The sequence below is a fragment of the Verrucomicrobiota bacterium genome (assembly GCA_039027815.1).
GTDB lineage: Bacteria > Verrucomicrobiota > Verrucomicrobiia > Verrucomicrobiales > JBCCJK01 > JBCCJK01.
In genome coordinates, this window is sequence record JBCCJK010000009.1 from 21,807 (window position 1) to 35,177 (window position 13,371).

The window sequence follows — 13,371 nt, forward strand, 5'->3', positions numbered from 1 at the left end:
TCGATTCAGTTGGCGGATTCTTCGGTTTCGGCGGCCACCGGTTCTTTCGAGGCGGCTTTCTTGGAGGGCTTGGGGGGGCTGGCTTGGGCCGACTGGGCGGCCTCGCTGAGGTCGAAAGAAGTGCGCTCCTCGGCCTCGGGCGCCTCATCGCTCAAAACCACTTTCAGGTGGCTGGTGCGTTTGTGAATGGGAGAGGCGCCGCCGCGGGCGCGAGGTTTCCAGCGCTTGAGGACGGGGCCACTGTCGACCACGGCTTCCTTCACGATGAGGCTGTCTCCATCCAGTTCGTGGTTGTTCTCGGCGTTGGCGACGGCCGACTTGAGCACCTTGTTGAGCAGCTGGGCGGCTTTCCGCGGAGTGAACGTCAAGACGTCGATGGCAACCGAGGCCGGCAGGCCCTGGATTTCGCGCGCGACGTCTCTCGCCTTGAGGGGCGAGATGCGCGCGTATTTGTGAATGGCTCGGACTTCCATGGTGGTGTGTGAAGAGTGGTTTAGAAAATCTGTTCCACGGAGACTTCCGCGAGGTCGTTGTGGGCGATGGCGACTCCGGCCAAGCGGTCGACGATGATGCAGCCGGCAATGTTGTCGCGGACTTCCACCGCCAAGACCTTGGCGATGTCCCTCCCATCCCGCTTGATGGTGAAAGGGATATTCGGGGAGACGCCGTCCAGTCGTCCTGTGCCGACCACGACCACTCCCAACTCGCGATTGACGCCCAGCACCCGGGCCTCGCCCCGGCGGCGCGCCGTGGCCTCCTCGGGCTGCAAGGTTCTTTCCAAAAGGGCCTCGCTCTCAATCAGCTGGACTTGCAGGCGCTCTTTGGCGTCGTCTCGCAGAACCGGCTCAGCCGCCCGCAGGTAACCAAAGACCGCTTCGCTCAAGGCCAGGAGCTGCTCGGCGAGAAGGTCACTCTCGGATTCCTCCTCCATGACCCGGGCCAAGGATTGCAGGAGACGCTCTTGCAAGGTCTCCAATCCCTCGCCCGACGCCGCCAAGCCGAGGGCTTCCATCCGCAGACGGAGAGCCGTGTAGCGCTCGGTCATTTCTTCTTTCTGGAGGTTGGCCGCGGCCAGGGATTCGCCAAAGCTTTCCAGCCTCTCCTGGGCCTGTTGGAGTTGCCCCCGGAGTTCGACGTTTTTGCGGAGCGCGTCTTCCACCACCATGTTGAGATCGGCGATCTCTTGGCGCAAGAGCTCCGTGCCTCCCGCCTCCTGAGCACCCGCCTGCGCCACCGCGACCACAAGGGCGGTCGAGGCGAGAGCGAGGGCTCTGGAGAACGAAAGGGTCATCGGAACGATTGAAGGAAAGTTATTTCTTGGTGTGGGATCCGTGGGTCAGGAACTTCCGCGTGGGGGAGAATTCGCCCAGTTTGTGACCGACCATGTTTTCAGAAACATAGACGGTCACGAAGTCTTTCCCGTTGTGGACCATGAAGGTGTGGCCGACGAAATCGGGCGTGATCATGGAGCGGCGCGACCAGGTCTTGATAGGCCGTTTCTGCCCCGAGTCGGTCATGTCCTCAATTTTCCAGAGGAGCTTTTGATCGACGAAGGGACCTTTTTTCAGTGAGCGTGGCATGAGAGATCAGGGTGTCAGCGGTTAGCGCTTCTTGGTCTTGCGGCCTTGCACAATGAAGGCTCCAGAAGGTTTGTATTTCTTGCGGGTCTTCTGCCCCTTGGTGTGGCCCCAGGGGCTCTTGAGGTGCTGGCGTCCCCCACCCGATTTCGATTTGCCTTCCCCACCGCCGTTCGGGTGATCGACCGGGTTCATGCACATGCCGCGCACGGTCGGGCGGATGCCCTGCCAGCGGGTGCGCCCGGCTTTGCCCGAGACTTCGTTCATGTGATCGCGGTTTCCGACCTGGCCAATGGTGGCGAAGCACTCGACGCGGATCTTGCGGATTTCTCCGGACGGCAGTTTCACGAGGGCGTAGCTGCCTTCGCGGTTAGAGAGGATGGCCTCTTGCCCGGCGGCGCGGGCGATTTTTCCACCACGACCCGCGGTCAGCTCGACGTTGTGAATGGAAGTTCCCAAGGGAATGAGAGAGAGCGGCAGGGCATTCCCGACCTTGGGCTCGGCCTTTTCGCCCGACTGGACCTTGGACCCCACCTTGATGCCAACGGGAGCCAGGATGTAGCTTTTCTGGCCGTCTTCGTATTCGATGAGCGCGATGCGGCAAGTCCGGTTCGGATCATACTCGATGGCGATGACCTTAGCGGGGACGTCGTGCTTCTGACGCTTGAAGTCGATGAGACGATACTTGCGCTTGTGACCACCGCCGATGTGGCGGCAGGTGATGCGTCCGGTGTTGTTCCGGCCACCGCTTTTTTTGATGGGCTCAGTGAGCGACTTTTCGGGATCCTTTTTGGTGATCTCCTCAAAGGTCGGCCACGCCTTGTAGCGGTTGGAAGGGGTGACGGGATTAAAACGCTTGGTAGGCATGATGGAATCTCCTTGCGTGTTTCAGGAAAAGTTCAGAGGGGCTTAGACCAGTTCGAGGCTCTCGCCTTCTTTCAGTTTGACGATGGCCTTCTTCCACTTGGCGGTGGTGCCAAAGGCTTGACGGTTACGGCGTTTTTTCTTGCCGGCGTAATTGCAAGTGCGGACGCCATCGACTTGTTTGCCAAAGAGCTTCTCGACCGCTTGCTTGATCTCCAGCTTGGTGGAGCGGGGATCGACCTTGAAGACATACTCATTATTCAGCTCGCTCAGGAGAGTGGCCTTTTCGCTCAGCTGGATGGTCTTGATGACTTGAAAGAGGTCCTTCATGATTTCTTGCTCCTTTCGACGAGAGCGGTCAGGGCGCCCTGGGTGAGGATGATTTGGTCGGAGGCCAACAACTGCTCGACATTGACCTCGGCAGAAGTCATCAGCAGCACGTTGCCCACATTGCGCCCCGCTAAGTAGGTGGCCTCTTCAAAGCCCGTCGAGACGATCAGGACGGTGGCGGCCTTTGTCAGGTCGCTGACTGCGCTCACAAACTGTTTGGTCTTCGGCTCGCGCACCCCAAACTCGTCCACCAGGAGAATGTCTCCGGCAGCGATGCGCTCGGTGAGCACTTTTCTCAGGGCCAGACGGGCCGTGTTGCGGGTGACCTTTTTCGAGTAATCGCGGGGACGAGGGCCGAAAACCACGCCCCCACCTGTCCAGATGGGAGACTTTTTGGAACCAGCCCGAGCCCGACCCGTGCCTTTTTGCTTCCAAGGCTTTTTGTCGCTCCCGCGAACTTCGCCACGGGTCTTGGTGTTGGCGGTTCCCGAGCGTCGATTGGCGCGGAGAGCCACCACCACGTCGTGCACCGCCTGGGACCCTTTGTCGCCTTCCACGACCTCGAGTTGGGCCGACTTGGCGTCATCTAAAGTAAGAACGTTGGCTGCCATGATTTACAATTCCTTCCTATTTCAGGCCTTGGCGGCGGCGGGTTTTTTCTTGGCCGGGCGGACGATGACGTAGCTGCCGCGAGAGCCGGGGACGCAGCCGCTCACCAGAATGACGCCGTCCTCGGGGCGGGTTTCCACGATCTTCAAATTTTGCACGGTCCGGCGAGCGCCACCGTCCCGACCTGGCATTTCCTTGCCTTTCCAGACCCGACCCGGCCAAGCACAGCCACCGATGCCACCTGGGCGACGATGCATCATGGAGCCGTGGGTCATCCGTTGGCCTGCGAAGCCGTGGCGCTTGACCACTCCTTGGAAGCCTTTGCCCTTGGTCGTCCCGATGACGTCGACCCATTGGTCTTTCTGGTAGAGCGCGGCCCCGGGATTTTCGGCCCCTTTTTCGGGCAGCTCCTCAGCGTTCACCCGAAACTCGCGCACCAGGTATTTCGACTTTCCGCCTTGGGCCTTGAAGTGGCCTTGGAGCGGCTTGCTTACGCGTTGGTCTTTTTTATCGTCGTAACCGACTTGGACCGCGCTGTAGCCATCGATCTCTTCGGTCCGGCGCTGAAGGTATTCGTTCCCTTGCACGTCGATGACCGTGACTGGAGTCATGACTCCCGAATCCTTATCATAGATTCGAGTCATCCCGATTTTCTTACCAAGTAGTCCTAGGCTCATGAGGAAGTTCCCTGCGGTGATTAGATTTTGATGGCGATGTCGACCCCGGCCGGAAGGTTGAGCTTTTTCAGCTCGTCCACGGTCTGGGCGGTCGGGTCCACGATGTCGAGCATCCGCTTGTGCGTCCGGATCTCGAACTGCTCAGCCGATTTTTTGCTGACGTGGACCGAGCGATTGACACTGAATTTTTCGAGGCGCGTGGGAAGCGGGATCGGGCCCGCCACTTTGGCGCCGGTTCGCTTGGCCGTTTCCACGATATCGCCAGCCGACTTGTCCAGGACCGTCGAGTCGTAAGCCCGGAGGCGAATGCGTATTTTTTGATTCTGCATGACCATGGTGTGAGGGGAAAAGGTTCAGTAGCCGCCGCCGCGTAGCTCGACGATTTCGTTGACAATGTTTTGGGGGACTTCCTCGAAGTGGGAAGGCTCCATGGAGTAATCGGCCCGCCCGCTTGAGAGGGTCCGAATGACGGTGGAGTAACCAAACATCTCGGCGAGGGGGACTTCGGCCCGGACTACGCTAAGATTTCCGCGCGTTTCCATGGAGGAAATCTTGCCGCGACGGCGATTGAGGTCTCCCATGATGTCGCCCTGGTAGTCCTCCGGGGTATTGCATTCGACCGCCATGAGCGGCTCCAAGAGAATGGTCTGGGCCTTTTTGAATCCGTCCTTCATGGCGAAAATGGCTGCCATTTTGAAGGCTCCTTCATTCGAGTCGACTTCATGGTAAGAACCATCGGTGATCTCGACGTGCAGATCGATGACCGGGCTGCCCGCGATGGGACCATTGATGGTGGCCTCTCTCACGCCGGCAAAAACAGCGTTCATGAATTCCTTGGGGATGGCACCACCAACGACCTTGTTTTCCGTAGTCAAGCCCTGCCCCCGTTCGTTCGGGCGCATGCTGAGGACGACGTGCCCGTATTGCCCACGGCCACCGGATTGTTTCACCAATTTGCCCTCGCCCTCGGCTGCCAGGGTGATCGTTTCCCGATAGGCAATCTGGGGCTTGCCGGCGTTGGCATCCACTTTGAATTCGCGGAGTAGCCGGTCTTTGATGATTTCCAGATGGAGTTCTCCCATGCCGGAAATGATGGTTTGCCCGGTTTCCTCATCGGTCTTGACGACAAAGGTGGGGTCCTCCTCGGAAAGGCGCTGGAGGGCGGCCGCCATTTTTTCTTGGTCGGCCGTGGTCCTCGGCTCAATCGCCATCGAGATGACTGGCTCGGGGAAGGAAGGCGGCTCCAGGAGGATATCATGGCCGATGACTGTCAGCGTGTCCCCTGTCTGGACGTTCTTGAGTCCCACCATGGCGGCGATGTCTCCGGAATGACAGGCTTCGACATCGGTTTGCTCGTTCGACTGGATGCGAATGAGACGCCCGACCCGCTCTTTCTTGCGAGTGCGCGGGTTGTAGACGGCGTCGCCCTTGGCGATGCTCCCTGAGTAGACCCGGAAGAAGACCAAGCGGCCGAATTTGTCACTCCAGAGCTTGAAGGCTAGCGCCACAAATTTCTCACTGTCGCCGGTGACGATCTCAAAGGTCTTCTCTTCCTGGTGGGCATCGTGAGCCACGGTCGCGGCCACGTCCAGCGGGCCGGGGAGGTAGTCGATGACGGCGTCCAAGAGATACTGAACCCCCTTGTTCTTAAAGGCCGAGCCGCCAGCTACCGGGACAATCCGATTGGCGATGGTGGCGCGGCGGATCGCCGCTTTCAAGTCAGCGGAACCGATCTCCTCTTCCAGGAGGAATTTCTCGCCGAGTTCCTCGTCCTCATTGGCGACGGTATCGAGCAATTCCTGGTAGGCGGCCTCGGCTTGCTCTTTCAAGGTCTCGCTCAACTCTTCCACGACATAGGTGGACCCAAAGACGTCGTCATCGCGGTAGAGAATGGCCTTTTGATTGATGACGTCGATCTGGCCTTTGAGCTGTTCCTCCGCCCCAATCGGGATCAAGATGGGAACGGCAATCGCCCCCAGCTTTTCACGAATGTCACTCACCACATGAGCGAAGTTGGCCCCGGTCCGGTCCATTTTATTCACGAAGGCGATCCGAGGAACCTTGTATTTGGTGGCCTGCCTCCACACGGTTTCCGACTGGGGCTGGACTCCGGCCACTCCGCAGAACACGGCGATGCAGCCATCCAAGACCCGGAGTGACCGCTCGACCTCGGCTGTGAAGTCGACGTGTCCGGGAGTGTCGATGATGTTGACTCGGTGCTTGATGTCATCGCGAGACTTGAACACTCCCTCCTCCGCATGCTGCCACCATTCGCAGCTGACCGCGGCCGAGGTGATGGTGATACCCCGTTCCTGCTCCTGCTCCATCCAATCGGTGGTGGCGGCCCCATCGTGGACCTCACCGATTTTGTGGATCATGCCGGTGTAAAAGAGAATCCGCTCCGTCAGAGTGGTCTTCCCCGCATCGATATGGGCCGCAATCCCAATGTTCCGCGTGTGTTCCAAGGGGAACTTGCGGTTCGGGTGATTGACAGCCTGGTCTATCGACGCAGAGGACATCTGGAGGGTGGCGGAAATGGCGGGAGTGGGTTGGGTTTACCAGCGGAAGTGGGCGAAGGCGCGGTTGGCCTGGGCCATCTTGTGGATTTCATCGCGCCGACGGATGGCACTCCCTTGGTTGGTGGAGGCGTCCTTGATTTCATTCGCCAGCGCCACATGCATGGGGACGCCGCGACGTTTGCGGGCGAATTGCACTAGCCAACGCATGGCGAGTGATTCTTGGCGATCGGGAGCAACTTCCAGCGGCACCTGGTAGGTGGCTCCGCCTACTCGGCGGGACTTCACCTCGACCCGAGGCTTGGCGTTTTCGATGGCGCGGTTGAGCACTTCGATGGGATCGACGGCATCGGTCCCTTGATTGGAGCGTTCGATGGCCGCGTAGACGATGCGCTCGGCGAGGGCTTTCTTCCCTTTCGCCATGACCCGGCTGATGAGGCGGGCCACCATGGAGCTGTCGTAACGAGGGTCGTGGACCTCTGGCTTGTGGTGAACTTTGCGTCGGCGTGACATAAAAAGATTCCGGTTGAGATAGGATTACTTCGGTCGCTTCGCTCCATACTTGGACCGGCCCTGGCGACGCTTATCGACTCCCAGGGTATCGAGGGCACCTCGGACGATGTGATAGCGCACCCCTGGCAGGTCCTTGACCCGGCCCCCGCGGACCAGCACGATAGAGTGCTCTTGAAGATTGTGCCCTTCCCCCCCGATGTAGGCGATGACCTCAAACCCATTGGTCAAGCGCACCTTGGCCACCTTTCGGAGCGCCGAGTTCGGCTTTTTGGGCGTCCGGGTCATGACCTGGAGACAGACGCCGCGCCGTTGAGGACAATTGCTAAGTGCCGGAGATTTTGACTTCTCCACCGGGACATGACGTCCTTTTCGAACGAGTTGATTGATCGTTGGCATTCCGTGTCTGCGCAGTGATTAGGGGCGGGACGGGCGCAGTCGGAATCGCGGTCGCGAGTTCGATCAACAGCAGCCTCTTTTCCGGAGCTGCACCCGATAGTTCCTGATGGTGTTGAGTCCCAGAAGCTTCAGGAAAGATCCCGATAAAGGATCGCCGCTGAGACTGAGGGCGGCGAATCTACGCGCCAAGGCCAAAGTGACAAGCTCTTTGTGAAAGTTTTTTCCGGCGAAACGAGGGAGAGAGACTGGTAGCAGGGGCGGGAATTGAACCCGCGACCAAAGGCTTATGAGTCCTCTGCTCTACCACTGAGCTACCCTGCCAGCTTGGCCCCCTTTTTTGGGGAGGGAAAGAGTAGCCAGAGAGGCGAGTTCGTCAATCAAGAACCCAAGCTAGCCCCCAGCACAGCCGGCTCCGCTCCGCCTATTTGCGGATGACCACTTGATCGACATCCAATCCCTCTTCGCCCTCGCCCAACACCAGCTCCTTGCGGACCACCAGGCCACGAAACAGGCCCTGCCCCGCCCCCGAGGCCTGGGCGTGAACTCCTGGACGAGAGTTGAGAAAATTGAGATTCACCCCGACGGCCTGGCCCTGGCCCACGCGGATGCCATCCCCGTGGCGGGTCGCTGTGAGGTTTTGCAGGACGAGGGTCCCACTTTCGACCTCGGCCAGGTGGTCCGGCGTGCCCCAGACCATGGTGTTGATGAGGACCGCCTCTGCTCCAAATTCCGGCCCCACTCGGATGGCCGTTTTGTCCTCTGACGACATCGCGACCAATTCCGAATTGATCATGGTGATGGTCTCACTCCCATGTTCAAAAAACACGCCAATCTTCGAGCCATCCGTGCCGTGCCCATGGCAGATGAGGTTTTGAGGGCCTTTTCCTTGGGATTCGGTGAAGCGAATGCCGTAAAGCGAGCCATAAACGAAGTTCTGGTAGAGAAACTGATCCACGCAGTCGGAGAGGACGAGCGCATCCATGTTGGCTTTTTGGTATTCCCAAAGATCGTTGCCCGTCCCTGATTTGATGCCTCCCGCCGTCTTGTTGGCAAAGAAGGGATTATTTCGTGGGCCGCGCGACCAATAATGGGGATTGAATTGGAGATTGCGGAGTTCCCCGCCGCGACTGCCCCCTCCGATGCGGACCCCTTCTCGCAGGGGGGAACCGCTCAGGTAATCGACGAAATGGCGGTCGCACCGATGGGTCGAAAGGTCGAGGTAGCGGTAGGGGTTGGCCGCATTGACATTGATGATGTAAAGCTCCGCCCCCGCCCCCTGGATCAAGAAAGGGAACTCTTTGAGGTCATTGATGTCTTGGTCGGGATAGTTGAAAGAGAGGCCCCGCAGCCCGCTGGCTGCCTCCATCACGATGGTTGGCTCCCCATCTGGAGGAGAAACGTGCAGGATGCTTCCCAGCGCCATGGTGTGGTGGGGAACGTCGTGAATGCCTCGCAGTTCCACGCCACTGGGAATGCGCAGGCGACCTCGCAGAATGTAGTCCTCTCCCGGCAGCAAGACCACCCCCCCTCGGGAAGCCAAAGAGTCGAGAGCTTGCTGGATTTTTCCGCTGCTGTCCTCGCCTTCTTCCGGCCAGACGAGAACCAACTCCGTCGAGGCAGGACGAAAGGCCTGCTCCTCCCGAAAAGGATACTCAGGGATCCCGCGCAAAGGGAGACGATCTTCGAGCACTTGGAGCTTCTCGGCCGGCGAGCCCGAGCCCAGCGCCACCGCGTCTCCGGAAAAGTCATGACCAGAGATGACCACGCCATCCACGTCCGAGCCGAAGTGAAGGCGGCTGCCCACCGAAGCCAGTTCGGAGCTGACGATCGAGAGCACGCCCCGATCGACTTCCAGATCCCCCCTCAAAACCCGGCACTGCTCCAGAAAGACCACGCCGTTCCCACGGGACTCGAGCGCCCTCCCCGCTTGGAAAAGGCAGTGCGAGAAAAGCACCACCGAATTGAATTCCGGGCTGAGAAGGACCCCGTAGGAATCGCCCGCGAAGTAGCACTGCGTGAACACCATGCCATAGGGATTGGTCTTGTCGACGGCCAGCGCGACCGCGCAATCCCGCAGGATCAAGCGACGAAACTGAGCGTTGGCCGCCCCTCTCGCCCCCTCGGTCACCATGAACCCGGTCTGGTAGCCCTCCACATGAACGCGGTCGACATACTCCCAATCACTGCGCAGCATGTGAATCCCCGTCCCATTTGCCCGCAGCCAGCCTTCGAAGCCGCTGCCAGCCACCGGCGCCCCTCGGAGCCCGCTGGAACGCCAATAGCGCGGCGAGAAAAACACCCGCTCTAAGCGGCCAATATCGGTCGTGGAATCATAGCGGATCCCCACCTTCAACGGCGTGCCGAAAACATGATTCACGTAGTGGAGCTCGTTCGGCTGAGGGCCGATCTTGATCCCCTGGTAGGGATTGAGGAGAGTCAAGTTTTGGAAGGTGGCGTTGTTCATCCCGGTCTGTTCCAGGCAGAAGGGATAGGGCGTGGGATTGCCTGCCGATTGCTCGGGATACCAAATCGTGAGATCACGAATCCCCGCGCTGGTGTGCACGCTGACAAAAGCCGTCCCTTCTTCCTGCCCTTGATCCGCAAAAGGCATTAAGACGCTTCCCACCACTTTGCCATTCGTCTTGAAGGGGGAATGCCATTCTCCCCTGAGCGTGACCGATGTCGGAATCCTGAGTCGTCCATCGAAACGGTAAAAGCCTTCCGGAACAAAGACCGTTCCTCCGCCCGCCTCCCGCATCGCGTTGAGCGCCTCTTGGAAGGCAGCGGTGCAGTCGGTCCGACCATCAGGAACCGCTCCGAAATCGAGCACATTGAGTCCAGCCACCACCACGTCCTGGGTTGGATACCGGACGGGAATGACCTTCCAGTCAACCTCCGGAGCCGCCTCGAGCCCCATCCAGCTCCCAGCTAGGCACAGAAGCCCAGCGCACACGCCGAAGGCGCTTTGCTTTCCACTGAACTTACTGAGCCGCATCACGGTTTTCTTGAAAACGGAGCCAAGGGCCAATCCGAGTCCAGAGCAAGCCCTCAATGCAGGCAGTTCTTCCACCGAAAGACGGAAAAGCCGACCTTTCAAAGAGAGCGATCCAAAAGAACCTCTTTGCCTCGCATGACCAAGTCGATCCGTCCTTTGAGGGTCTTGTCGAGAAAGGGGGTGTTGCGGCTTTTGCTGCGGAAATACTCGGTCGTGAACTGGGTTTCGCCTTCCGGATCGAAGACGACTAGATTGGCCAGCATCCCGGGCTCAATCGCCGTTTCATGCAGGCCGAGAATCCGACGTGGAGCCGCGCTGTAGGCTCTCACCAAGGTGTCCCAACCGAGAAGCCCGAGGTCGATGAAGTGATGATATAGGGCAATGAGCGCCGTTTCCAAACCCGTGATGCCAAAAGGCGCTTCATCAAAGCTGCATCGCTTCTCAAAGTCGGTATGCGGCGCGTGATCGGAGACCAGCACGTCGATGGTGCCATCTTCCAGTGCTTCCAGGAGAACGGCGTTGTCGGCCTTGGTCCGCAGCGGGGGATACATCTTGTAAGCGGTATCAAAGTCTCCGATATCTTCCTCTGAGAAAATGAGATGGTGCGGGGTGACCTCACAGGTCACCGGGACCCCTTCTCGCTTATAGCGGCGGATCGTTTCCACCCCATCCGCCGTAGAGATGTGCTGCAAGTGAAGTCGCGCGCCGGTGTACTTGGCCATGCGACAATCCCGAGCGATGCAGATTTCCTCAGCGCAGCCGGGGATGCCCGGGAGCCCGAGCTTGTAGGAGACCCGGCCCTCGTTCATGGCTCCACGCCAGGTCAGCGCAGGCGTGTCGCAATGCTCCGTCACGATGAGCCCAAAGCCAGCCGCATACTCCAAGGCCCTTCGGAGCACCCGGGCGTCTTCCAGGGCCGCATTGTCATCGGTAATCATGACGGCCCCCATAGCCGCCATCTCCCCGATCTCGGCCAACTCCCGGCCCTCGCGATTTTTCGTGATGCAGCCCGCGGGATAGACCGGGATGCGGGCCTCCTCCGAAGCGATGTTGCGAATGGAGCGCACCATCCCGGCGCTGTCGATCGCCGGATGGGTATTGGGCATCACGACCACGCCGGTCACGCCTCCATTGATGGCCGCCTCCGTCCCGGAGCGAATGGTTTCCTCGTCCTCGCGGCCCGGCTCCCGGACATGCACATTGAGGTCGAACAAGGCCGGCAGAAGGATCTTGCCCCGGCAATCCACCACCCGGCATCCCTCGGGAATGGCCAAACCAGGCGCCACTTCCAAGATGGCCCCGCCCTCCACGATGACATCCGCCTCTTCGGGCGCAGCCATCTCACTGGCCACCCGCCCCCCTTGGAAAAAAATCACTTCACTCATCCCGACTTCCTTTCGGCCTCAGCCAATAAAGAACCGCCATGCGGGCAGCGATTCCATTTTCCACCTGCTGGTTGATCAGACTCCGTTCATACTCCATCACCGCATCGGCCACCTCCACGCCTCGGTTGACCGGCCCAGGATGCATGATGTGAATGCCCTCCGCGCGGACTTGTTCCAAGCGCTCGCCCGTCAGGCCGTAAATCCGATGGTACTCGTGTAGGGTGGGGAAAAACTGCTCGTCCTGCCGCTCCTTCTGGACTCGGAGGAGGTAGATCACTTCGGGAGACCACTTCATGGCGTCCTCCCAAGAGTCAAAGACCGGGCTGTCCTCTGGCACCCACGAGGGCATGAGCGTCTTCGGACCGAGTAAGCCGACCTCCACCTCCAACTTCCGCAAGATCAAGCGAACCGAACGAGCCACCCGGGAATGCAAAATATCCCCGATCAGGAGAACGCGCTTGCCGGTCGACTCGGGATGCACTTCGCGCAGCGTGAAGGCGTCCAGAAGGGCTTGGGTGGGATGAGAGTGCCACCCATCACCCGCGTTCAGAACCGAGGCGCCGGTGTGGCGAGCGATCAGGTTCGGGACGCCGGAGTGACCGTGGCGCACTACGATGTAATCGACCCGCATCGACTGGAGCGTATCGACCGTGTCGAGGATGGACTCTCCCTTGACCACCGAAGAAGAGGAGACGCTGAAATTGGTCACGTCGGCGGAGAGTCTCTTGGCCGCGATCTCAAAGGAAGAACGCGTCCGGGTAGAGGGCTCGTAAAAGAGCGTCAGGACTGACTTTCCTTTGAGGGGCGGGACCTTCTTGATCGACTTGGTGATGAGATCCTTGAAGGGCTTGGCCGCTTCCAAGAGGTATTCCAGCTCCTCCCGAGAGAGGTCCTCAATGTCCAAAAGATCCTTTCTCGGTTTCAGCTCACTCATGAGGTCAAATGCAATCGCTCGACCGAGTCGACTCCGTCGACTTCTTTTAGCTGCACACGGATGTGCTCATCGCGAGCTGTCTCGACTGTCTCGCCCACAAAGTCGGCCGCAATCGGCAATTCGCGATTGCCTCGATCGATCAGAACTGCCAGCCGGACCCGCGCCGGACGTCCGTACTCCATGAGCGCATCAATGGCCGCCCGAATCGTCCGTCCCGTGAAAAGAACATCGTCACAGAGAAGGACGTTGGCCCCATCGACCGGGAAAAAAAAATCGGAACTCCGCAGTTGGGGAGAGGTGCCGAGATTATCGAGATCATCTCGATAGAGAGAAATATCGATGCTGCCCCGCGCCACCGTGGCCCCGGCCGCCTCGAGAGCCGAGCGCAGTCGCTCCGCGATCGTGACCCCACGAGTGTGAATGCCCACCAGAGCGAGAGGCGCCTCCCCTGGTTGCTCGAGAATTTCCCAGGCCACGCGCTGGAGCTTGGTATCGATCTCCGAACCGCTAAGAAGGCTTTCAGGCTGAATCTGTTCGAGTGACAAAAGAGAGGCGACGGGCGTTTCGTCATCCTC

General features: G+C 59.6%; 15 protein-coding genes and 1 tRNA gene. All 16 read right to left on the bottom strand.

From position 1 onward, the window contains the following. Positions 1 to 5: 5 nt before the first annotated feature. The 16 genes from rplV to pyrR all read right to left on the bottom strand — a co-directional run bounded on the left by rplV (position 6) and on the right by pyrR (position 13,341). Positions 6 to 473: a 50S ribosomal protein L22 gene (gene rplV / locus AAF555_04265; protein ID MEM6910777.1), complete on the bottom strand. Its 468-nt coding sequence runs from the start codon at positions 471 to 473 to the stop codon at positions 6 to 8. Between the two features lie 20 nt (positions 474 to 493). After that, on the bottom strand, positions 494 to 1,291 hold the full coding sequence (locus tag AAF555_04270) for a hypothetical protein (protein MEM6910778.1): 798 nt from the start codon (positions 1,289 to 1,291) through the stop codon (positions 494 to 496). A gap of 19 nt (positions 1,292 to 1,310) precedes the next feature. Beyond that, positions 1,311 to 1,580 (bottom strand): 30S ribosomal protein S19, encoded by a 270-nt coding sequence (gene rpsS, locus AAF555_04275; GenBank protein ID MEM6910779.1) that lies wholly within the window; start codon positions 1,578 to 1,580, stop codon positions 1,311 to 1,313. Between the two features lie 21 nt (positions 1,581 to 1,601). After that, positions 1,602 to 2,444, bottom strand: coding sequence for a 50S ribosomal protein L2 (rplB, locus tag AAF555_04280; protein MEM6910780.1), 843 nt, complete (start codon positions 2,442 to 2,444; stop codon positions 1,602 to 1,604). 42 nt (positions 2,445 to 2,486) lie between these two features. Then, complete coding sequence (rplW, locus tag AAF555_04285) at positions 2,487 to 2,771, bottom strand: 50S ribosomal protein L23 (GenBank protein MEM6910781.1); 285 nt, start codon at positions 2,769 to 2,771, stop codon at positions 2,487 to 2,489. Further along, complete coding sequence (rplD, locus tag AAF555_04290; protein MEM6910782.1) at positions 2,768 to 3,382, bottom strand: 50S ribosomal protein L4; 615 nt, start codon at positions 3,380 to 3,382, stop codon at positions 2,768 to 2,770. Before rplD ends, rplW begins: the two co-directional genes overlap by 4 nt. 21 nt (positions 3,383 to 3,403) lie before the next feature. After that, positions 3,404 to 4,057 (bottom strand): 50S ribosomal protein L3, encoded by a 654-nt coding sequence (gene rplC, locus AAF555_04295; GenBank protein MEM6910783.1) that lies wholly within the window; start codon positions 4,055 to 4,057, stop codon positions 3,404 to 3,406. 20 nt (positions 4,058 to 4,077) lie between these two features. Further along, on the bottom strand, positions 4,078 to 4,386 hold the full coding sequence (rpsJ, locus tag AAF555_04300; protein ID MEM6910784.1) for a 30S ribosomal protein S10: 309 nt from the start codon (positions 4,384 to 4,386) through the stop codon (positions 4,078 to 4,080). Between the two features lie 24 nt (positions 4,387 to 4,410). Next, positions 4,411 to 6,576, bottom strand: a complete 2,166-nt coding sequence (gene fusA / locus AAF555_04305) for an elongation factor G (GenBank protein MEM6910785.1) — start codon at positions 6,574 to 6,576, stop codon at positions 4,411 to 4,413. 36 nt (positions 6,577 to 6,612) lie between these two features. Continuing rightward, positions 6,613 to 7,086, bottom strand: coding sequence for a 30S ribosomal protein S7 (rpsG, locus tag AAF555_04310; GenBank protein MEM6910786.1), 474 nt, complete (start codon positions 7,084 to 7,086; stop codon positions 6,613 to 6,615). A gap of 24 nt (positions 7,087 to 7,110) precedes the next feature. Next, positions 7,111 to 7,482, bottom strand: a complete 372-nt coding sequence (rpsL, locus tag AAF555_04315) for a 30S ribosomal protein S12 (GenBank protein MEM6910787.1) — start codon at positions 7,480 to 7,482, stop codon at positions 7,111 to 7,113. Positions 7,483 to 7,728: 246 nt separating this feature from the next. After that, positions 7,729 to 7,803, bottom strand: a tRNA-Met gene (locus AAF555_04320). 100 nt (positions 7,804 to 7,903) lie between these two features. Continuing rightward, positions 7,904 to 10,477 carry a glycosyl hydrolase family 28-related protein gene (locus AAF555_04325; GenBank protein MEM6910788.1) on the bottom strand — a complete coding sequence of 858 codons (2,574 nt, stop codon included), beginning with the start codon at positions 10,475 to 10,477 and terminating at the stop codon, positions 7,904 to 7,906. Between the two features lie 98 nt (positions 10,478 to 10,575). Further along, a complete protein-coding gene (locus AAF555_04330) occupies positions 10,576 to 11,862 on the bottom strand; it encodes a dihydroorotase (GenBank protein MEM6910789.1) in 1,287 nt (428 codons plus the stop codon). Then, on the bottom strand, positions 11,855 to 12,796 hold the full coding sequence (locus AAF555_04335; protein MEM6910790.1) for an aspartate carbamoyltransferase catalytic subunit: 942 nt from the start codon (positions 12,794 to 12,796) through the stop codon (positions 11,855 to 11,857). The genes AAF555_04330 and AAF555_04335 overlap by 8 nt, the downstream gene beginning before the upstream one ends. Continuing rightward, on the bottom strand, positions 12,793 to 13,341 hold the full coding sequence (gene pyrR / locus AAF555_04340; GenBank protein ID MEM6910791.1) for a bifunctional pyr operon transcriptional regulator/uracil phosphoribosyltransferase PyrR: 549 nt from the start codon (positions 13,339 to 13,341) through the stop codon (positions 12,793 to 12,795). Before pyrR ends, AAF555_04335 begins: the two co-directional genes overlap by 4 nt. Positions 13,342 to 13,371 lie beyond the last annotated feature (30 nt).